At 57.3% G+C, this 21,697-nt stretch carries 18 protein-coding genes; all 18 read right to left on the reverse strand.

What is annotated here, in order from left to right; genetic code table 11:
- Positions 1–155 precede the first annotated feature (155 nt).
- Complete coding sequence (locus MFF34_RS15655) at positions 156–2,144, reverse strand: nucleoside-diphosphate sugar epimerase/dehydratase (RefSeq protein WP_238215143.1); 1,989 nt, start codon at positions 2,142–2,144, stop codon at positions 156–158.
- 27 nt (positions 2,145–2,171) lie between these two features.
- Entirely contained in the window at positions 2,172–3,185 is a 1,014-nt protein-coding gene (locus MFF34_RS15660) for a glycosyltransferase family 4 protein (RefSeq protein WP_186682321.1), read from the reverse strand.
- On the reverse strand, positions 3,182–4,171 hold the full coding sequence (locus MFF34_RS15665; protein ID WP_238215144.1) for an SDR family oxidoreductase: 990 nt from the start codon (positions 4,169–4,171) through the stop codon (positions 3,182–3,184). The genes MFF34_RS15660 and MFF34_RS15665 overlap by 4 nt, the downstream gene beginning before the upstream one ends.
- Positions 4,168–5,328 carry a glycosyltransferase family 4 protein gene (locus tag MFF34_RS15670; protein WP_238215147.1) on the reverse strand — a complete coding sequence of 387 codons (1,161 nt, stop codon included), beginning with the start codon at positions 5,326–5,328 and terminating at the stop codon, positions 4,168–4,170. The genes MFF34_RS15665 and MFF34_RS15670 overlap by 4 nt, the downstream gene beginning before the upstream one ends.
- 81 nt (positions 5,329–5,409) lie before the next feature.
- Complete coding sequence (locus MFF34_RS15675; protein ID WP_238215148.1) at positions 5,410–6,357, reverse strand: NAD(P)-dependent oxidoreductase; 948 nt, start codon at positions 6,355–6,357, stop codon at positions 5,410–5,412.
- A gap of 37 nt (positions 6,358–6,394) precedes the next feature.
- Positions 6,395–7,447, reverse strand: coding sequence for an EpsG family protein (locus MFF34_RS15680; RefSeq protein ID WP_238215151.1), 1,053 nt, complete (start codon positions 7,445–7,447; stop codon positions 6,395–6,397).
- Positions 7,444–8,250, reverse strand: a complete 807-nt coding sequence (locus MFF34_RS15685; protein WP_238215154.1) for a glycosyltransferase — start codon at positions 8,248–8,250, stop codon at positions 7,444–7,446. Before MFF34_RS15685 ends, MFF34_RS15680 begins: the two co-directional genes overlap by 4 nt.
- Positions 8,251–8,310: 60 nt before the next feature.
- Positions 8,311–9,324, reverse strand: coding sequence for a polysaccharide biosynthesis protein (locus MFF34_RS15690; protein ID WP_186682309.1), 1,014 nt, complete (start codon positions 9,322–9,324; stop codon positions 8,311–8,313).
- A 19-nt stretch (positions 9,325–9,343) separates the two neighbouring features.
- Complete coding sequence (locus MFF34_RS15695; protein ID WP_238215156.1) at positions 9,344–10,201, reverse strand: SDR family oxidoreductase; 858 nt, start codon at positions 10,199–10,201, stop codon at positions 9,344–9,346.
- Between the two features lie 38 nt (positions 10,202–10,239).
- Positions 10,240–11,724 carry an oligosaccharide flippase family protein gene (locus MFF34_RS15700; RefSeq protein ID WP_238215157.1) on the reverse strand — a complete coding sequence of 495 codons (1,485 nt, stop codon included), beginning with the start codon at positions 11,722–11,724 and terminating at the stop codon, positions 10,240–10,242.
- Positions 11,725–11,737: 13 nt separating this feature from the next.
- Positions 11,738–12,955, reverse strand: coding sequence for a glycosyltransferase family 2 protein (locus MFF34_RS15705; protein ID WP_238215158.1), 1,218 nt, complete (start codon positions 12,953–12,955; stop codon positions 11,738–11,740).
- Between the two features lie 116 nt (positions 12,956–13,071).
- Positions 13,072–14,121: an LPS O-antigen chain length determinant protein WzzB gene (locus tag MFF34_RS15710; protein ID WP_238215159.1), complete on the reverse strand. Its 1,050-nt coding sequence runs from the start codon at positions 14,119–14,121 to the stop codon at positions 13,072–13,074.
- Positions 14,122–14,369: 248 nt separating this feature from the next.
- The gene (locus MFF34_RS15715; protein ID WP_238215160.1) at positions 14,370–15,809 is read right to left on the reverse strand and encodes an MBL fold metallo-hydrolase RNA specificity domain-containing protein; all 1,440 of its coding nucleotides are present in this window, start codon (positions 15,807–15,809) and stop codon (positions 14,370–14,372) included.
- Positions 15,810–15,912: 103 nt separating this feature from the next.
- On the reverse strand, positions 15,913–16,176 hold the full coding sequence (locus tag MFF34_RS15720; RefSeq protein WP_027595953.1) for a lipopolysaccharide assembly protein LapA domain-containing protein: 264 nt from the start codon (positions 16,174–16,176) through the stop codon (positions 15,913–15,915).
- An 18-nt stretch (positions 16,177–16,194) separates the two neighbouring features.
- Positions 16,195–16,491: an integration host factor subunit beta gene (ihfB, locus tag MFF34_RS15725; RefSeq protein ID WP_003252675.1), complete on the reverse strand. Its 297-nt coding sequence runs from the start codon at positions 16,489–16,491 to the stop codon at positions 16,195–16,197.
- A 336-nt stretch (positions 16,492–16,827) separates the two neighbouring features.
- Positions 16,828–18,504: a 30S ribosomal protein S1 gene (rpsA, locus tag MFF34_RS15730; RefSeq protein WP_003252673.1), complete on the reverse strand. Its 1,677-nt coding sequence runs from the start codon at positions 18,502–18,504 to the stop codon at positions 16,828–16,830.
- A 123-nt stretch (positions 18,505–18,627) separates the two neighbouring features.
- Positions 18,628–19,314, reverse strand: a complete 687-nt coding sequence (cmk, locus tag MFF34_RS15735) for a (d)CMP kinase (protein WP_027595952.1) — start codon at positions 19,312–19,314, stop codon at positions 18,628–18,630.
- On the reverse strand, positions 19,311–21,551 hold the full coding sequence (locus tag MFF34_RS15740; protein WP_099453220.1) for a bifunctional prephenate dehydrogenase/3-phosphoshikimate 1-carboxyvinyltransferase: 2,241 nt from the start codon (positions 21,549–21,551) through the stop codon (positions 19,311–19,313). The genes cmk and MFF34_RS15740 overlap by 4 nt, the downstream gene beginning before the upstream one ends.
- Positions 21,552–21,697: the final 146 nt, after the last annotated feature.

Here is a 21,697-nt window from a genome sequence, read left to right on the forward strand (position 1 = left end):
GGGGAAAACCCTGGGGTGCTGCGGGTTTCACATAAACGCTGGGCGGTTGTGCTGCCCCGCTCTAATGAGGGCCCTTGCGGCCCTCATGGCTGGCACTGCATATCGTGTAGAACAGGCCGCTGTTATAAGGAGCGGCCTTGTGTCACAGAGGATGCTTACCGATCCAAGCGCCGCTGCTGATAAATCCAGTCGACGATCTCCCCTTCCGGGGCATAGCCGATAACGGTCTCACGCAGCAACTGACGCACGCGAACAAAATCATCTGCAGCTGCTGCGCCCAGCAACTGGCTCAGCGCGTCCTTGAGTTCTTCCCAGGTCAGGAAATCTTCACTGGCACTCATGATCATTGGATGGCGTGTCGCTATCACGTTGTCACCGATCAACAGCTCTTCGTAAAGCTTCTCGCCCGGCCGCAACCCGGTGAACTCGATAGCGATGTCACCCATGGGGTTGCGTTCGGAGCGGACGCTGAAACCGGACAGGTGGATCATCTTCTCGGCCAACTCGACAATCCGCACCGGCTCGCCCATGTCGAGCACGAACACATCCCCGCCCTTGCCCATCGAGCCCGCCTGGATCACCAACTGCGCGGCTTCGGGAATGGTCATGAAGTAGCGGGTGATTTTCGGATGGGTAACGGTCAGCGGGCCGCCGGCCTTGATCTGCTTATGGAACAGCGGGATTACCGAGCCCGATGAGCCCAGCACGTTGCCGAAACGGACCATGGTGAAGCGGGTTTTGTTGACCTGCGAAACATTGCTCCCATCGCCAAACAGTACGGGCGCCAACTCGCGGCTCAGGGCCTGCAGGGTCATCTCGGCAAGGCGCTTGGTACTGCCCATCACGTTGGTCGGGCGTACCGCCTTGTCGGTCGAAATCAGCACAAAGTTGGCGACCCCAGCCTGCAATGCTGCTTGCGCGGTGTGCAAGGTACCAATGACGTTGTTCAGCAAGCCTTCGCTGATATTGTGCTCGACCATCGGTACATGCTTGTAGGCAGCAGCATGGTAAACCGTATCGACCCGCCAGGTTTTCATGATGTCGAGCATCTGCGCCTGGTTACGTACCGAACCCAGGATCGGCAGCAGGCAAACAGACAGCGACTCACGGGCAATGCGCTGTTCCAGTTCAGAAAGAATGCTGTAGAGGTTGAACTCGCTGTGATCGAACAGCAGCAGCGTTTTCGGGGACTGGGAAAGAATTTGCCTGCACAGCTCGGAGCCGATCGAGCCACCGGCACCGGTGACCAACACGGTTTGTTCAGCGATGCAACGTTCAAGCAGGTCGCTTTGTGCGGGCACCGGGTCACGGCCCAACAGGTCGGCAATGTCCACTTCCTGAATATCATCCACCTTGACCTTGCCGCTCGCCAGGTCGATGAAGCTGGGCACACTGCGCACATGCAGCGGGAAGTCCTCAAGGAAGTTAAGGATCTCCCGACGGCGGGTGCGGGTCGATGACGGCAGTGCCAGCAGGATTTCCTGAGCGCCGGTATCGTCGATCAACTGCTGCAGTTGCTCTGGGCGATACACTTGCAAACCCGCGATCACACGGTCGGTAATGCTCGGGTCATCGTCGATGAATGCCACCGGCCGCATGGCTTTGTCCATGCGCAGCGCCGTTGCCAATTGGTTACCGGCGGCGCCGGCCCCGTAGATTGCCACCCGTGGTAAGCCATCGTCTCGTTGAGCGAACGGTACGTGCTGGACGGCGGCAGCAAACCAGTCACCCAGGAAGTACTGGCGCATGGCGAGCCGCAGGCCACCGACCATGATCAGGCTCAACCACCAGTAGTTGAAGGTGATGGAACGCGGCACTACGTTCTGATGGTTGCTGGACCAATAGATGATGAAGCCGAGGATCAGCGCAGACAGCGTGACCGCCTTGATGATGGCGATCAGGGCGTCGTTACCAAAATAACGCATCACCGCGCGATACAGCCCGAAGCGAATGAAGAGCGGGATCGACACTACCGGCGCACACAGGAACAGCCACATGTGGTCGACGATCGGATTGGCCAGGTCGTCGATGCCAAGACGAACGACAAAGGCAAGCCACAAGGCGAGCCAGATCATCACTACGTCAGTAGAGAGCTGCAGCAGCCGCTTCTGGCGCCGCGTTAGCTGTAAAAGCCAGCTGCGCATCTTATCGTATCCTTGAACCATAGCTAGTCAGGCCTCTTTCAATCCGGCATTGAACCTTAACGCCAAACACACCAAGGGAATATAGGCCAGCACAAGACCGGCTATACCGTCGAGGTGGGCAGAGCCCACCAACAACGCGATGGGCAACAGCCACCCTATATTGATCAGCAGCACAGCGAGGGTCACGGTACGGTGGCTCCCATAATGCCTTGAAGCATACTGGTAAGCATGGCTGCGATGGGCTTCATGGACTTTGTCACCGCGCAACAGCCGGCGGATCAACGTCCACGTGGCATCAACGATGAATACCCCTAGCAGTATCATCCAGCTCCAGAAAAACGCAGGCGAAATCCACGCTGCCTGGAGCGCGAACAGGCCCAGCATGATCCCCAGGAAGCCACTACCGGCATCCCCCATGAAAATCTTCGCAGGCGGGAAGTTCCAGACCAGAAAGCCCGCCACTGCCATCAGCATCAACCCTGACAGCCACAGTTGCGATACGTGCCCCCCCAGCAAACAAAGCAGGCCTCCCCCCAGGCATGCGGTAACCGCCTGCACACTCGCCAGCCCGTCGATCCCATCCATGAAGTTGTAAAGGTTCAACAACCACACAAGGTAAACGGCCGCCAGCAAGTGGCCTATCACCCCTAAATCAACAACCACGCCGAAAAACTCGAGCGGTGGCGCACCGTTGAGCCAGAAAAGGCCCCAGGCAGCGGCCGCAAAATGCCCGAGCAACCGCCATCCGGCAGGGACGTGCCCGTGGTCATCCAGAAACCCGACAAGGGCGGCAATCAGGCCGGCACCGAACAGGCCCACAGCAACAGCCCAGTCGATCGCATCCACATAGCCCAGCCATGCCAGCGCAATGAGAAAACTGACTACGATCGCCACACCGCCGCCGCGGGGCGTGGGTATCGTGTGCGAACTACGGGCATTGGGCACATCGATCATGCTCGTCGCCAGTGCGTAACGACGCAGTGCTGCAGTCAATACAAGCGACACAATCACAGTCAGGGGTAAAAGTAACCAAAGGCTCATCTAGGTTCCTGCTCACGGTAAGCTTTAACAGTGCGCTTCAACTCTTCGGCAACCGATGATCGAGGCGTCCAGCCCAGCACGCGGCTGTTTTTTTCAATGTCGACTCTCAACGATCCGCACAGCCGGTCCACAACGGCCCGCTTACCCAGCAGTTCAGCGAAGCCGCGGAGTAACGTGACGGGGAACGGCAGCAGACGAGAGGGTTTTCCAAGTGCCTGCGCAACGTTGCGCAACAATGCGGGGGTAGAAAGATCCTCTCCATCTGAAATCAGGAACACCTGGTTCGCTGCACACGGATGGTCGATGCAATGGATCAGGAAGTTGGTCAGGTTTTCCAGGCCGACCAAACTCCTGCGGTTATCAACCAAGGCCAACGGAAGCGGCACGCCCCGATCGACCCACTGGATCATCTTCAGGAAGTTGGCCTTTACACCCGGCCCATAAATCAGCGGTGGCCGGACGATGACGACGTCCATCGCCGAACGTTGAGCCAGCTCCATGAGCCCTTTTTCAGCCTCCCATTTCGAAAGGCCGTAGGGGTCGGTCGGGCCGCAGTCGTCTTCGGCAGTGAAGGCTTTTCCGTCCGTACCCTCGCCGTTGACCTTGATCGAGCTGAGATAAATGAAGCGTCGAACGCCTGAGCGAGCGGCCTCACGCGCAAGCTTCAACGTGCCTTCCACGTTGACCTCGCGGAATGCAGCCAGCGGATCTGCGGTAGTTTCGTTCATGACATGAACGCGCGCCGCGCAATGCACGACCGCATTCACCCCAGCCAACGCCGACGACCAGTCGGTCTCACTGTTGATAGCCGGGGTAACAACGGTTTTTCCTTGGTTCTTCTGCGCAGAGGCGCTGGAGCGAAACTGCGCGACGACCTCAAAGTCATTGCTTGCCAGCAATCGCGTCACCAGCGCACGCCCAACAAAACCGCTAGCGCCCGTAACGAGGACGCGCTGAGAAGAAGATAACGGCTGACTGCCACTCATGAGCTGAATCCTTCGTACTTTTCAATCAACAAGGCTGAGCACCGTGCTGAATCAAAATCCCTTATAGCCCGCTCCCTGGCGTGCCTGGCCATTTCCTTCAGACGCTCAGGCTCAGCCAAAAGCGATCGAATCGCCTCGGCCAAGGCGTCGGCATTCTGCACGGGGACCAATAACCCTGTCTCACCGTCCACAATGGCATCGGTCAAACCGTAGATGGCGGTGCCTACCGTCGGCACGCCCATCGCCGCCGCCTCTATCACCACGGTGCCAAAACCTTCTCGATAACTCGGCAAGCACAACAGATCGGCGATCGCCATGTATTGCTCAGGCGCAGCTTGCAAGCCCAGCACTTTCACCCGCTCAACACATGCAGGCGTCAAATGCGACTCGACCACGGCGCGGCCGTCCGCTTCATAGGGCCCAACCAGCACCAGATAAAGCTCCGGGTAGTGCGCTTGCAGCTTCAAAAAAGCCTGCATCAATTCACCGACGCCTTTCTCCGGCGTCACCCTGCCAACAAACAGCAAGACTTTAGCGTCCGCTGGAATCCCCAACTGTTGACGCATTGCGTCGTTGGCAGACGGCGAAAACCGTGCGGCGTCAAAACGACGAATATCGACTCCGGCGAGTGACCCGGAACCGATCACTGAAATTCTCGAAGCAGCGACCACCCCTTCCCTTACCAGGAAGTCGCGCTGGCTGACGCTGTCGGTGAAGGTATGTGAATTGAGCCTGGCGATGAGCATATCGCAGAGCTTAAGCAGCTTCTTCTTGGCCCCGCTCATGGTCACCCAAGGCTGCCCGGTAAAGGTGTGCAGGCGCACCTTGACCCCGGCAATCTTCGCGGCTATTGCCGTAAGCAACCCGGCTTTGGGCGTGGTGGAATGCACGATGTCATAACGCTGTTTGCGGAACAAGACGACCAGCCGAATCAGGCTGACCAGGTCTTTGAAAGGGCTGATTTCACGCGCGATCTCGACCGGAATGAAACGTATGTCCTCACGGGCTTGAAGCGCCCCTACCAACTCGTCGTTGCTGGCAATCACGTGCACTTGCGCGCCCGCCTCACCCAGGGCTTGCAGTTGCGCACTGAGCTGGGTCACTACAAAAAACGGAACCGTTGAGATTCGCGCCACCCTTAGGCCTTTGATCGACATCGCTTGAGGTTCCAATTTGCATGTTCATTATTTTCTATCGCCTGCTGGGCCCTCTGGGCTGGCCACTGGCGCACCGCTATTTTATTTCAACACTTCGCTGATATGCGCTGGGACGCTGTAACGCGGCACAAAATTCAGTTCGTCGCGTATTTTGCCTATCGGGTAAGCGGTTTTATTGACCAAGGCATCAACTCGCCCCTGTGTCAGAGGCAAGCGGGTGACTTTGCCAGCCACCCACACGGCAAGCCTCACCACCCCCTCCGGCACCCTCAAACGCGGCGATGACACCCCCTGGGCAGCGGCCAGGGCGTTGACCACCTCGCTGAACGGGCAATCATTCGACAGGTTGTAGAGTTGCCGTGAGGCACGCGGATCTACTGCGCAGCGCACGAGGGCCGCAGCAACATCGTCGGCATGAATGTACGTGGCAATCGCCTCTTTGTAGCCGACGTAAAAAAACAATTTCTTGCGAATCATCGCACCCAGCTGCCGGATCGAAGCGTTCGGCATATCGTCTGCAAAAACGTTGGAGGGCCGAAGAATAGCCCAATCAGCGAAATCGCCCTGCAGCGCAGGGTGAGACATGATCAATTCATCAGCCTGGGTCTTGGTGACTTCATAGGTACCCTGCGGATTGGCTGGCGTCTGCTCGGTGACGATACGTTCACGGCCAGCCGCCGGGCCATATGCCCCGACGCTACTCAACTGCACCCAGCGCAAGCGTCCTGTGCGACTGCGCGCACGGCCCACGGCACTGAGTAAACGCTCGACCGCGTCAACATGCAGCGCAGGCATCAGCTGTTCATTTCTGATCTCGCCCGCGCAGTTGATGACGACATCGCAGCCGCTGAGCAAGTCATCCACATTCAACTGCGGGTCAGTCAGGTCCCCGGCGAATACCTCTAGCTGCGTGGCATCAAAAAGCGCTGGCTTACGGGTCAGAACACGAATCGAGAGCGCCTGCTCCTTAAGAAGACGTACCAACCGCGACCCAATAAAGCCGTTTGCGCCCAACACTAAAATCTTCAATTACGCCCCCCCCGTTTTCCACCTGTGCGCCCGCAGCCTAGACACCACCAAGCAAATCCAAAAAATGATAAGGCAGGAATGGGCTAGGCCCCTGCCCCGACTCTTGCAAATAGTTCCTGTAACTGGCCACTACCGAGATAAGCCCTACCAGCGAAAGCCCCAACTTTATCGCCCAGTCGAAGTCAAGCTCGTTGTCGTTATAAATAACCATGACCGCCAATGGCAGTGAAAACGACAGCAAATCAAGGAAGCGCAAACCCGCGTAGCTTACGGTCGCCAAGCCAAACGAAGCCGCCGTCAACAGGACCGCCAAAACCAACAATTTAAACTTGTCCGGCCGCGGCATACGTGAAGCGATTACCGCCAACAGCATCACCACAATCAGCACGACTTTGCTCAACCCAGAAAACCTCCCGGGCGACGCGACCTGCTGATAAGCGTTCAGCTTCATCAAGAAGTAGTCGTTATTCAAGAGCACGACCAGCAACGCACAGACGACGAAAACGGCGAACCCCAGCATGCTGGCCCAGCGTGTCCAGCGCATGCGCAGTGCCAGCAAAAACCCCAGATTGAATAGGGACGAGTAATGAAACGCCAAGGCAACTATCGATAACGCTGCGCGTTGTGAATAACGGTACCGACGAATGTACTGAAACACCAACAGAAGTACGGCGCTGGCCAAGCCTAAGCGCAAGGTATTCATGCTGTACTGATAGATAAATGACGGCAGGAAAAACGACAACAGGAAGAAGCGTTCATTTCTATTCGAGTGCAACAGAAAATAGAAAAGCACGCCAAATAACACAAGCGCAAACAGCCTGACCGCCCCTACTGCAGAACCCGTGACCGTCTTGAAAAGCCAGCCGGACGCCATGAACAGAGGCTCTACACCTCCGCTGAACGCCGCAGGGTCCACGGACTCCAGCAAGAATTCGTAGGTGTTTGTGTCCGTACCAACCGCACCTCGGAAAATAGCCAATATCGCCACGAAAGCGATCACCACCGCAGCAGGGATACGGCTTCGGTTTCTGACCACCTCCGAAACCATAAGCCCGAGCAGCATGATCCCCCAGCCGACGATGTAAATCATAGAGTCCTTCGAACCGATGAGTTGATGACGCGACGAACAAACTTCCCGAGTGACCATGAAACGGCGAGCAAGCACGCAGGAAGGCCTATGTACCTGCGCTTGAGCAGCGACAGGTGCACCGCCAACTCGCCTCTCTCCATGCGCCAGAGTTGACCACTCAGGCCTGAGTCGCCGTACACGGGCTTGAAGGTGTTGACGAGTGGGTAATCCACGTTAAAGCATGCCCCACCGCCGAAACAGATATCACACCACAACTGGTAATCTTCGCAGTAACGCATGCCCTGCTTGAATCTATACTTCACGTCTTGCCGAATCATGACAGAAGAGGTGGAAAAGCGATTGGACAGCAGCAGCTGACGCCCCGTCACGGGGATGAAACGTACATCGTCAATCGACGGCTCGCTGCGCTGACCCGCCGCAAAATGCTGGCCAAGCAAGTCGACCTCGGGATGCTGCTCAAGCCACTGGTATTGCAGCTCGGTTTTCTTGACATGCCAGCTGTCATCAGAATCAAGAAACGCCACGTACTTCCCAGTGGCTTCTGCCCAGCCAGCATTCCGCGCATTGCCTGGGCCGCCATTTTTCTTCAGCGCAATGACCTTTACCCAGCCCGGCGGGTACCTCTTCGCTTCGGCGTGCAGCTGTTCAAGCGTGTCATCTGGGCTGCAGTCATCAACCAGGATAACTTCAGCAGGCCTCAGTGTTTGAGCAAACACAGACTCAACCGCGCGCGCTATCGAACCCTTGCAGCGATAACAAGGGATAACAACACTGACACTGACGACAGCACTGAGCTCGGCCAAACGACTTCTCCAACACACCGACAAATAATAAAACACCAACAACCGGGCACACGACGTTGATCAGGCTTTCAGCTCTTGCTGTATGTAGTCCAGCTTGAGCAAGGTCTCCTTGATCTCTTCGATCGACAACAACACGGTATTGTGTGAGGTGTAGTCATCGAGATGGGAAACTTCTTCCTCGCCATTGGAGGAATATTTTTCGTAGTTGAGATCTCGGTTATCAGCAGGCACCCGATAATAACGACCCATGTCTTCGGCCTTGGCCATTTCTTCACGCGATATCAGCGACTCGTAGAGCTTCTCGCCATGCCGCGTGCCGATGACCTTGATTTCATTCTTAAGTTTGAACAATTGTTGCAAGGCGGTCGCCAGGTCACCCACCGTTGAAGCAGGCGCCTTCTGCACAAAAATATCCCCTTGCTGGGAATGCTCGAATGCATGCAGCACCAAATCGACGGAGTCCTCAAGCGACATGAGGAAACGCGTCATATTGGGGTCGGTAATAGTAAGCGGCTGGCCACTTTTCAGCTGATTGACAAACAAGGGGATGACCGAGCCCCTGGACGCCATCACGTTGCCATAGCGGGTAGCACAAATGACAGTTTGTGAACTCGCAGGAATCATACGGGACTTGGCAATGACCAGTTTTTCCGCCAACGCCTTGGAGATACCCATCGCGTTGATCGGGTACACCGCTTTGTCGGTGCTCAATACCACCACGCGCTTGACCTTGCACTCGACTGCCGCGTTGAGCACATTCTCAGTACCCATCACGTTGGTCTTCACCGCCTCCATGGGGAAGAACTCGCAAGACGGCACCTGCTTGAGCGCTGCAGCATGGAAGATGTAATCCACGCCAACCATCGCTTGCAACAGGCTGGAATAATCACGCACATCGCCAATGTAGAACTTGACCTTGTCATTACCCAAGGCAATGCGCATGTCTTCCTGCTTTTTCTCGTCCCGACTGAAGATTCGAATTTCTTTCACATCGGTATCGAGAAACCGCTTAAGCACTGTATTGCCGAACGACCCAGTACCACCCGTAATCATCAATACTTTATTTTTAAACATTTCCAAACCCTGAAATATCTTATTTAAAGTCGCGCATCTTAACGATCAGATCAGCCCAGCTCGGAGGCAGGTAACCTGTCGCCTGACGAAACCGGCTCGAGTCAAGGGAGCGATCAATAGCAACCGCGTCATCCGCCACGATATCGATCGTCTTACCGTATTTCTCAGCGACCAACTTCAACAATGAGTATTTATCAATCGCCTCCGCCGACACATGGTAGAGGCCATTCAGCGCTGCATTGGGCAGCACGTAGTCCGCAATGACCCGCGCCATTTCAACCGTTGGCAGGCCTGAAAATATTGCCTTCTGGTAACCCTTGACACTGCCGGACTGAGAAAGGAACCAGTCCACCAGTGACTTGCTCCCTGACAGCTCGTGACCAATGATCGAGGTTCGCAACGTGATCGCGTTCGCTGAATCATGTACTTCACCGATGTACTTCGACTTGCCGTACAGGTCTTCAGCATCAGAAACATCAGCCTCTACGTACTGCCCCTGGGTGCCGGCATAAACACAATCGGTACTAATATGAACCAGCCGCGCACCAATCAGTTGCGCGAGCTTCTGCAGACGGTGAGGCAGCAGCGCATTGATCGGCAATACCGCGAGCGGGTCATTTGCAGTTGAAAGTTGCTTTATCAGCCCGGTGCAATTGATAACGACATCCGGCCGATACTGCATAAAGAATTCAAGCAGGTCGTCTTGGCTAAGCACATCAAGCCCTACCACCAAACGTTCACGTTCACTGGCAGAAAAATACTTGAGCGACGCGGAACTACGTACCGTGCCCCATACTGTGTAGCGCTGATCAGACACCAAGTACCTGAACACCGCATTACCCAGCATTCCGGAAGCACCCAGCACAACTATCTTCATTATAATTCTCCGTAATCAAGACAGACTATACGCTCATGTCACCTGAGTCCAGCCAACTGCTTGCGAAAGATAAATGCCCCCAATGCAGCCAGCAACGCCGAAGCCAGGCATGCACCCACCACGCCCGCCACCGCGCCAGACAACCATTGGAAACAAAGGAAGAATAAGCCATTCGCCATCACGGCAGTCACCAACGCAGCGTATAGACACGCGCGATAAGCAGGCAGCAACCAAGGAAATCGGCGACACGTAAAATATACCGTACAGCCAAACGAAAAGGCGTTGTAAAGCAGCCAATTGTAAGCACCGCCAACAGCCCCAAAGCTTGCCACCAGCGCTGGCAGGGCGAACAAGATAATCGGCACCGCAACCAGGTTCAAGCGGAACGCAAGCGACGTCCACCCCGCAGCCATCTGCAACGAGAAAGGAACGATCAACAAGGACTGCAGTGCTGTGCCCACCAGCAGCCAAGGCACTACCGTGTCGATACCCTCTGCCAAAAACGGCTCGAACATCATGTGCAAGGCAGCGCCGGCATACCAGAATACCGCACTGCACATAATGGTCATGATCAGCGCAAACAGTACCAGTGCAGCTCGAAATACTTTTTCGATACGCGCCAGCTCACCAACACGCAGGTCCCGCGAGAACCGCGGGAACAACACCGTATTAAAAGCCGTCGAAAAAATATAAGGAAAACCTGCAATCGTACTGGCAAGGCTGTAGTACGCATAGTCTTGCAAGCCGAGCGCACCGCTCATGAACAACTTGTCATACTGCACGGTTATCACCGAAGTCAAGGAGATCAGAAAAACCCCTCGACTAAATGCCAAGCCACTAAGAACGTACTTTTTGTGAACCCTACCCGCCCCCAGCAAGTCACGACGATACAGCACATACATCAATGTCGCGACATACATCAGCTGGATGAAAACCTGGAGTGTAAAATAACCCGTCACACCACCGAATGCGGGAACGCTATGAACCAACCCTAATACGCCAAGGGTACGCATCAACGAGTAGACGATATACACTTTGTTCAGCGGGTATTGCAGTTCGTTGCCCACAAATACGCCCTGCAGCAACATCACTGGCAAATTAAGACCAATGAATATTGCCATGCAGTAAAGGGCGTACAGTGCTTGATCCTGGCTGATATCAGTGAGCTTCAGCCAATGGCTCACGAGTGCCGGCGACGCCAGCGATATCGCGGACGCCGCAATCAAGCCCACTGCAGAAAAGACCAACAGGTAGGTATTCACCAGCGCCCTGACAGAGCGCATTGAACGGTCAGCGCTCGCAACGCCTCTGATCCTGGCCAAACGCTGGATGACGTTACTGGTCAGCCCGCCCTCCAGCACCATCAGCACCATCAGCAGTGTAGTAAAAAACCCTACCAGGCCTACCGCTTCTGCGCCGAGCACATAAGCGGCCAGCGGCAATGAAATGACACTTGCCAACGCATAGATGAGCTTTCCGGAAAAACTGGCCAGCAGCAGTGACGAGAGATTAGCTATCTTCATTGCCTCCCACCAATCACTCTGTCACGCTGCGCGTTCTCGTCGATGAAGTGCAGATGCCCGCCCCCGCCAACCTTGCTTCCAGCTTACTGTCCAGGGCCTGCCGTGCGAGGTACACATCTTCTACCACGCCAACCACTTCGCGCCCGTTACTGGCATTAGGCTTCATCACCCTTTTCAGGCGGGAGAAGGTATATTTTGTCAGCACGGATACAAACTCAGAAACCAGCCGGACCATGCCCACCTGGCCATTGCCACCAGCCTGAGCCGCCCGACGCGCTGCAAAAATTTCTTTTGCGTAGTCTCGGTGATAAAAAAGGCACAAGGCATAAAGGCGCGCCAAGTTGAACTGCGACTGCCGCTTCTCGTCTTTCATACCCTCCAGCGTTGCCCAGGCAGCGTGAGCCCAAACAGTTTCAACACTGAAGAACATGGGCAACTCAGCAGGCCACTGCAAGTCCGTGAAGGGCTTCATATGAGGGTCATCTTTCAAGTTGCCCTTGTGCTTGCCCATGGCGCTACGCCCGCTGTTACTTCCACCCCCACCGCCTGGCATGGTGAAGGGGAAATCGAGCAAGCAATAAGTCTTGCCGATCATCGCAAGCGAAACGGACGCTGACATGTCGGGGCTAGTCCCGAAGAAAATCTTTCCACTGCGGCGACGCAGTTCGTCCAGCAAGCTACGCCTTACCAGGCCATGGTAAAGCTTCGGCAGCGCATCGGTACCCTGGCATGCCTCATGAAGTGCTTTGTCTAATTGCTTGCTAGCCTGCAGCGTCTCAGCACCCCGCCCAAACGTTTCCAGGTAAATGCGCCCGGCATGCGCAGCACCGTAAAACTTGGTGCGAAAGTCTGGCCAGTAATAGAAGGCTTTAACCCGCGGCGTCAGCATGTCGACGTTTTCAGCCTTTGCGTATTCGGCCGCCTCGAGAATCCGTTGCGAAACAGTATCATCATCACCAATCAGGCAGACGTACTCGCCCTCTGCCAACTGCATGGCTCGCTCATGGTTCTCGGTCATGGAAAGACGGCTTTTCCAATGGACGTAAACCAATCTCGAGTCCGCCTGATCAGCCGCCCAGGCAGCCAACTGGCAATCATCGTTACTGGTATCGTGCACCACGACCTGAAGCCGCTCGGACTTTATTTCGAGCAAGCTCTTCACACAGGGAATCGCGTACTTCGAACGGTTATGAGTTGGCACTACAATGGAAACTAGATATTGCTCACTCATCCTCAACCACTGCCTTATGTCTTTTGAGTTTTCGGCACTGTTAGCCGACGCTTCACAGGCCAGCAGTGTTCGACAGTTTATTCATTGCCGCACACCACCAGCACCTCTGCTGACCACTAATTCTGGCGCGCTTGCCTGAACCGCCACGCCTCACGAATGAGCGCGATGAATGTGCCGATGAACAAGCCAACCAACACGCCGAGCCCCACAATCAAAGCCTTGCGAGGCTTGACTGGAGCTTCGGGTGGCTCCACTACGCCATCCTGCCGATACACTTCAAACTGATCAGGCGTCAGCGTTACCGAACGATAGAACGACACCTTTTGTTCTCGCTCACGCAAGTTACTCACGAACGGGTCATCAGACACGCGCGCCTGCAAATTCTTGATTTCCGACTCCAGCGCTTTGCTTCCGCGCATGTACATCAGCGAGCCATTCATCCCCGCAGAGACTTCCGCTGACAACCCGGTGGTAATGATCGGCGGTTTTTCAAGACCGATGGAGCGCGCAGTGTGCAACGCCTCCGTCAACTGGATAATCCGGTCCTCACGCTCACGCGAGGCATTGGCTCGCGCGGCATCGATAGCTCGCTGTAGGTTGTCGGCTTCTACCTTGAACTCGGCAGTGACCTTTTTTATCAGTTCACTTTTGGTTCGCTCACCCGCCATCTCCGCATACTTCACAACCCAATCAGCCGCCTGATGGGGATCCTCGGCACGTGCAGAAACAGAAGAACGGCCCTCCTCCTCATTAGCATTGAGCACCTGTAGCTGCCCATAGAATTTGGCGTAAAGACCAGCCGAACCTGCACCAAGGCCCTCACCAAGACTGGGTAGGTAAACTTGCTCGAAAAACGCTTGCCGCAACGAATCTGACTGCAGATTGCGCCGGTAGATCTGGCCAACCTCCCGCTCACGAATGGGAGCGAGCAAATCATCCCCCCCCACCCGTCCGACATTCAACTGACTGATATCACTGCTCAGTGGCGGCTGCAGAAGAACCTTGGCCTCATACACCGGCGTCGCCAGCATTGCGTAGACAACTGCCAGCGCCGCAACCAATACAGTGACCACCAGCACCAGCAAGCGTTGCCGCCAAAGCCCCTCGGTCAAATCGAAAATATCATACTCACGCGCTTCACCGAGGCGCTCACGATCATTGCGCATTTCTTTTAGTTATCCTTGAATCCGACGATCTGCACGATTCCCTGGCAAACCAGGGAAAGCCACTTTCAGCAACCCACCCAAATCGGTGGATCAAGACATAGCTCAGCGGCGATGTGTCACCCAGCCGCCCGCATTCGAGCCTGCCCCACTATGAATCAGAGTACAGCATTCGCTCTAATTCGACCGAGGAAAGCACAATCTATCAGTTTCTTGGCACAGCGGATAACACGCAGATCATCTTGCTGCTTTCAGGGAATACTCACCTCCACTTCATGCTTGGCTCCCGGTGCGCGACTGAGCAGTGCTCGGCTCAAGGCCGCCTTTGCGGCTGGCTCCCCATGCACCAAAACCACTTTGGCTGGCGGCTTGGCGCCGTTCACGGCAAATTCGAGCAGGCCATGCTGATCCGCATGCCCCGAATACCCACTCAACGTCATCACCTTCGCCCGAATCTCATAAGCCTCTCCATCCAGATCAATCTGCACAAACCCTTCCGCCCCCTCACTGGCCTGAATCACTGCCCCCGGCGTGCCCTTGGCTTGATACCCGACGAACAGCACCTCATGCCTCGGATCCCCAAGCATGGCCTTGAGGTAGTTGACGATCCGCCCACCCGAGCACATGCCGTTGCCTGCAATGACAATCGCCGGGCGCCCGGTGCTTTTGAGGTAATTCACCACCTGCTGATGCCTGGCATGGGTATCCACACTGATCAGCTGACCAAAGCCCAGCGGGTCACGCCCCTCAGCCAACCGCGCCCGGGCTTCTTCGTTCCAGTATTCATGCAGGTCGCGGTAAACGCTGGTGATGCGTTGAGCCAAGGGTGAATCAAGAATGATGGGTAATTGCGACCAATCAAGAGGACTATCACCCGGCGCTTGACCCGCGCTCAGCAGGGCCTTGCGATGAAGGATGTCTTCGAGCTCGTACAACAATTCCTGGGTACGCCCCAGGCTGAAGGCTGGGATGAGGATCGTGCCGTTATCGGCCAATGCCCGATCGATGACTGCTTCCAGTTTTTCGCGACGGTCGTCGGTACTGGGGTGCAGGCGATCGCCATAGGTGCTTTCGAGCACCAGCACGTCAGCGCGCTCTGGGGGCTGCACGGGCCGCAGCAAGGGGTTGGTGGAGGGCCCTAGGTCGCCGGAGAACACGTAGCGGGTGTTGGCCTCCCCGCGCTCCACGTCACACTCGACATAGGCTGAACCCAGTAGGTGCCCGGCGCGCTGCAAGCGAATGCGGCAGCCAAGACCAGGACGATCGATGAGAGCATGCCATTGCTCGAAAGGCAGCGGGACGATCAGTTCATCGAGCATCGCGAGATAGCGCTGCGCGTGCTGCGGTTCACGGCTGATGCTCAGCCTGTAGGCATCCTCCAGCACCAGTGGAAGCAGCTTGGCAGAAGGTTCGCTGCACAGGATGGGGCCTCGGTACCCCGCCGCCAGTAGCGCGGGGATGCGGCCGACATGGTCGAGATGCACGTGCGTGACGATCAGTGCCTGAACACTGCTCACCTCGAAGCTCGCACCAAAACCCTGGGAGGTGGACTGCGCGCCCAGCGATGCATCATCACCTTGCTCCAGACCGCAATCGACCAGCAGGCTGGTAGCGGGGTCAAGGTGAAGCTGGTGGCAAGAGCCAGTTACGCCTCGGGTGGCGCCGTGATGAGAAAGAACGGGGAAATCCATGCTGCTGCACACTCGCCTGGGCCGAAAATGAAGTGTGCTATTACTTCATGACAGCCGATGCGGGCATAGGTGAGACTTTCCTCAATAGAAGTAGGAAACCGCCTCAATTACCGCTTAATGCCGCTTGCCGGGCAGAAGCGCGAATCTTGCGCTTGCTGCGCTGCACGCCGTAGGCGCCGAGCAGTGGGCCGATAGCCAACCCGATGACCAGCGCGGCCAGTACCAGTACCGCAACCGGCACTTCAGGGGCAGACCAACCAAACAGGACCAGCGAGACCGCTTGCTGGTTCTCGAGCACGAAGAACAGCACCACAGCCGCCAACAGCAGCACGAACAACGCCGCCAGGGCGCGCTTGAGGTTACGCATCAGACTGCTCCTTTTTTATCAGGCCTCGGCCTCATCTTCTTCATTGACCCGATCACGCAATTCCTTGCCCGGTTTGAAGTGCGGCACGAACTTGCCTTCCAAGCTGACCGACTGGCCAGTCTTGGGGTTGCGACCGACGCGGGGTGCGCGATAGTGCAGCGAGAAGCTGCCAAAACCGCGAATCTCGATGCGATCGCCCGTCGCCAGGCACTGCGACATCTGCTCAAGCATGGTCTTGATGGCCAACTCCACGTCTTTCGAGGAGAGCAGCCCCTGATGGGTGACAATACGTTCGATCAGCTCCGACTTCGTCATATTTTTCCCTTCGTTATCAAGCAGCTAGATCATTGCTTAACCAGTTTGTAGCACGCTGGGAGGGATTTGAACAGGGCGGTTCTTGACTTAATAAAAAAATTCAAGATTGAAGTGAAAAGAAATTTGTCGCGGATTGGCTGGGATGCGCGTGGTTGAAGGGGTACGTCGTGAGTTTTGGGGTGACGCGTAGATCGAGCGCCGCCCGCGCGGCGTATCGCGAGCAACGCTCGCTCGTACGTTTGTTTCGGGCCGCTCGATTTAGGCACCACCACAAAAATCACAGATAAAAAAAGGGCGACCCGAGGGTCGCCCTTTTTCTTACCGATCCAACAGAACTTAGTTCTGTTTGGCCATTGCTTCGCGCAGCAGCGCAGCCATGGTGGTGTCGGCAGCAGCTTCCGGAGCGTTTTTCAGGCTCTGGATAGCTTCGCGCTCTTCAGCGTCGTCTTTCGATTTGATCGACAGGCTGATAACGCGGGACTTACGGTCAACGCTGATGATCTTAGCTTCGATCTCTTCGCCTTCCTTCAGAACGTTACGCGCGTCTTCAACGCGGTCACGGCTGATTTCGGAAGCTTTCAGAGTGGCTTCGATGTCGTCGGCCAGGGTGACGATGGCGCCTTTGGCGTCAACTTCTTTCACGATGCCCTTGACGATAGCGCCCTTGTCATTGACAGCAACGAAGTTGGAGAACGGATCGTCTTCCAGCTGCTTGATGCCCAGGGAGATGCGCTCGCGCTCTGGGTCGACCGACAGGATGACGGTTTCCAGCTCGTCGCCCTTCTTGAAACGACGTACGGCTTCTTCGCCGGTTTCGTTCCAGGAGATGTCGGACAGGTGAACCAGGCCGTCGATGCCGCCGTCCAGACCGATGAAGATACCGAAGTCGGTGATCGACTTGATGGTACCGGTGATCTTGTCACCCTTGTTGAACTGGCCGGAGAAGTCTTCCCATGGGTTGGACTTGCACTGCTTGATGCCCAGGGAGATACGACGACGCTCTTCGTCGATGTCCAGAACCATGACTTCCACTTCGTCGCCAACCTGAACGACTTTCGACGGGTGGATGTTTTTGTTGGTCCAGTCCATTTCGGAAACGTGTACCAGACCTTCAACGCCTTCTTCCAGCTCAGCGAAGCAGCCGTAGTCGGTCAGGTTGGTAACGCGAGCTTGTACGCGAGTACCTTCTGGGTAGCGGGCAGTGATAGCAACCCACGGATCTTCGCCCATCTGCTTCAGACCCAGCGAAACGCGGTTGCGCTCACGGTCGAACTTCAGAACGCGAACGTCGACTTCGTCGCCAACGTTAACGATTTCGGAAGGATGCTTGATGCGCTTCCAGGCCATGTCGGTGATGTGCAGCAGGCCGTCGATACCGCCCAGGTCCACGAATGCGCCGTAGTCGGTGAGGTTCTTGACGATACCTTTGACTTGCTGGCCTTCCTGCAGGGTTTCCAGCAGGGCTTCGCGCTCGGCGGAGTTCTCGGCTTCCAGCACGCTGCGACGGGAAACGACAACGTTGTTGCGCTTCTGGTCGAGCTTGATGACCTTGAATTCCAGCTCTTTGCCTTCCAGGTGGGTGGTGTCGCGCACTGGGCGGACATCAACCAGGGAGCCCGGCAGGAACGCACGGATGCCGTTAACGTCGACAGTGAAGCCGCCCTTAACCTTACCGTTGATAACGCCCTTGACCACTTCTTCGGCGGCGAAAGCTGCTTCCAGAACAATCCAGCACTCGGCGCGCTTGGCTTTTTCACGGGACAGTTTGGTTTCGCCAAAGCCGTCTTCGACCGCGTCCAGCGCAACGTGAACTTCGTCACCGACCTTGATGGTCAGCTCGCCAGCTTCGTTGTAGAACTGCTCGAGCGGGATGACGCCCTCGGACTTCAGGCCAGCGTGTACGGTAACCCAGTCGCCGTCGATGTCGACAACGATACCGGTGATGATCGCACCCGGCTGAAGATTGAGGGTTTTCAGGCTTTCTTCAAAGAGTTCTGCAAAGCTTTCGCTCATTTTAATTCCTGTAGATTCGGGCGAAACAGACGCCCATCGCCACATTCCAGACAATGTGGGTTTCGTTATTTAAAGGAAAGCCGACAGGACGTTGACTGGTGCACCTGCCTGCTCTCCTGGCTATCAGTGAAGGTCGCGAAGCGCGATCTCACTCCTGATACGTTGCAACACCTGCTCGATGGACAACTCGGTAGAGTCCAACTGAATGGCATCGGCCGCTGGTTTCAGCGGGGCCACTGCACGTTGGGTGTCACGCTCATCACGTGCACGAATCTCATCCAGCAGACTCGACAGACTAACATCTTCGCCTTTGCCCTTCAACTGCAGGTAACGACGACGTGCCCGCTCCTCCGCGCTGGCGGTCAGGAAAATCTTCAAGGGCGCGTCCGGGAACACCACGGTACCCATGTCGCGACCATCGGCGATCAAGCCCGGAGCCTCGCGGAATGCACGCTGACGCAACAGCAACGCGTCCCGCACGGCAGGCAGCGAGGCCACCATCGAGGCGCCTGCGCCGACGGTTTCGGTGCGGATGACACTGCTGACGTCCTCACCCTCAAGGATGATCTGTTGCAGCTTACCGGGCTCGGCCGCGATGAACTGCACATCCAGATGGGCGGCAAGCTGCTTGAGCAGCTCTTCGTTGGTCAGGTCGACGCCGTGATTGTTGGCATTGAATGCCAGCAAACGGTACAGCGCGCCGGAGTCCAGCAGGCGCCAGCCCAGCTCGCGAGCCAGCAGACCGGCGACCGTGCCCTTGCCCGAGCCGCTTGGCCCGTCGATGGTGATGACTGTTGCTTGCGAATTCACGACTTGCCCTCTTCAGCCACGCGGATACCGACTTCGGCACACAACGCCAGGAAGTTGGGGAACGAGGTGGCGACGTTGGCGCAGTCATGGATGCGAATCGGCGCAGTGGCACGCAGCGAGGCAACGCTGAAGGCCATGGCGATACGGTGGTCACCGTGGCCGTGCACTTCGCCGCCGCCGATCTGGCCGCCGTCGATGATGATGCCGTCCGGGGTCGGTTCGCACTTCACGCCCAGGCTGATCAGGCCATCGGCCATGACCTGGATGCGGTCGGATTCCTTGACCCGCAGCTCTTCGGCGCCACGCAGCACGGTGCGCCCTTCGGCACAGGCGGCGGCAACGAACAGCACCGGGAACTCGTCGATGGCCAGCGGCACCAGGTTTTCGGGGATGTCGATACCCTTGAGCTGAGCACCGCGCACACGCAGGTCCGCCACCGGCTCACCACCCACTTCACGCTGGTTTTCCAGGGTGATGTCGCCGCCCATCAGGCGCAGGATGTCGATCACGCCGGTACGGGTCGGGTTGATGCCGACATGCTCGAGCACCAGCTCCGAGCCTTGAGCGATCGAGGCCGCGACCAGGAAGAACGCCGCCGACGAAATATCGGCAGGCACTTCGATGCGAGTAGCCGTGAGCTTGCCGCCAGACTGCAGCGAAGCCACCGGGCCATTGGACTCGACTGCGTAACCAAAGCCGCGCAGCATGCGCTCGGTGTGGTCACGGGTCGGTGCAGGTTCGGTGACCGTGGTCTTGCCTTCGGCATACAGACCGGCGAGCAGCAAGCACGATTTGACCTGGGCACTGGCCATCGGCAGCGTGTAGGTCAGTGCCTTGAGCTTGTTACCACCACGGATGGTCAGTGGCGGACGGCCTTCAGGGCCAGTCTCGACCACTGCGCCCATTTCGCGCAGCGGGTTGGCCACGCGGTTCATCGGGCGCTTGGACAGCGAGGCATCACCGGTCATGGTCACGTCGAACGGCTGACCGGCCAACAGGCCAGAGAGCAGGCGCATCGAGGTGCCGGAGTTACCCACGTAGATCGGCCCAGGTGGCGGCTTGAGGCCGTGCAGGCCGACCCCATGGATGGTTACGCGACCCTGGTTCGGGCCTTCGATGACCACCCCCATGTCACGGAAGGCTTGCAAGGTCGCCAGCGCATCCTCACCTTCGAGGAACCCTTCGACCTCGGTCGTGCCTTCGGCCAGCGAGCCGAGCATGATCGAGCGGTGAGAAATCGACTTGTCGCCCGGTACGCGGATTCGCCCGGTCAGGCGGCCACCCGGTTGGGCCAGGAAAATCAGATCGTTGGCGTTCATAGCGTCCACATAGGCCCGGCGGGCCAGGATTTTACTGAAATGCTCGCGGGCAACGCGTGCGCGGGTGAATACACCCAGCAGCTGGTGCCCGTCCCCTGCATCGATCGCGTCGCGCAAGGCGTCGAGATCGCTGCGATATGTATCAAGCGTGCGCAGGACGGCTTCGCGGTTGGCGAGAAAGATGTCGTGCCACATGGTCGGGTCGCTGCCGGCGATTCTCGTGAAATCGCGGAAGCCTCCCGCAGCGTACCGGAAGATCTCGAGGTTTTCATTGCGCTTGGCCAGCGAATCGACCAGGCCGAAGGCCAGCAAGTGCGGCAGATGGCTGGTGGCGGCCAGTACTTCGTCATGGCGCTCGACCGGCATGTGCTCGACATCGGCATCCAATGCGCGCCACAGGCGGTCGACCGTGGCCAGGGCGGCGGGGTCGGTGTCCGGCAGCGGCGTGAGGATGACCTTGTGGCGACGGAACAGGGCGGCATTGGAGGCCTCTACCCCGCTCTGCTCGGAACCGGCAATCGGGTGGCCGGGGACGAAGCGCGACAGGCGCTCACCCAGGACTTCACGGGCGGCGCGCACCACATTGCCCTTGGCGCTGCCGACATCGGTGATGACGGCATCGCCCAGGTCGAGCTGTGCCAGGCGTGCCAGCAGCTTTTCCATGGCCAGGATCGGCACGGCCAGCTGGATGACATCGGCACCGACACAGGCGGCGGCGAGGTCTTCTTCACAGCGGTCGACCACACCCAGGGCCACGGCCTGCTTGCGCGAGGGGGCATCCAGGTCGACGCCGACCACTTCGCGGCACAGGCCGCTTTCGCGCAAGCCCTTGGCGAAGGAGCCGCCGATCAGGCCCAGGCCTACGACGACGAGGCGACCGATGAGCGGTGCGGGTTTGGTTGTTACTGCATTTACCACGAGTGCGAACCCTGTTCAGAAATCAAGACAGTCTGTGAGACCGCAGGGGGCCGCTTCGCAGCCCATCGCGACACAAGGCCGCTCCTACAGGTATCACGCAGGCCCTGCAGGAGCGGCCTTGCGTCGCGACGGGGCGCAAAGCGGCC

Source organism: Pseudomonas sp. PAGU 2196 (assembly GCF_022179005.1).
Taxonomy (GTDB): Bacteria; Pseudomonadota; Gammaproteobacteria; order Pseudomonadales; family Pseudomonadaceae; genus Aquipseudomonas; species Aquipseudomonas kermanshahensis.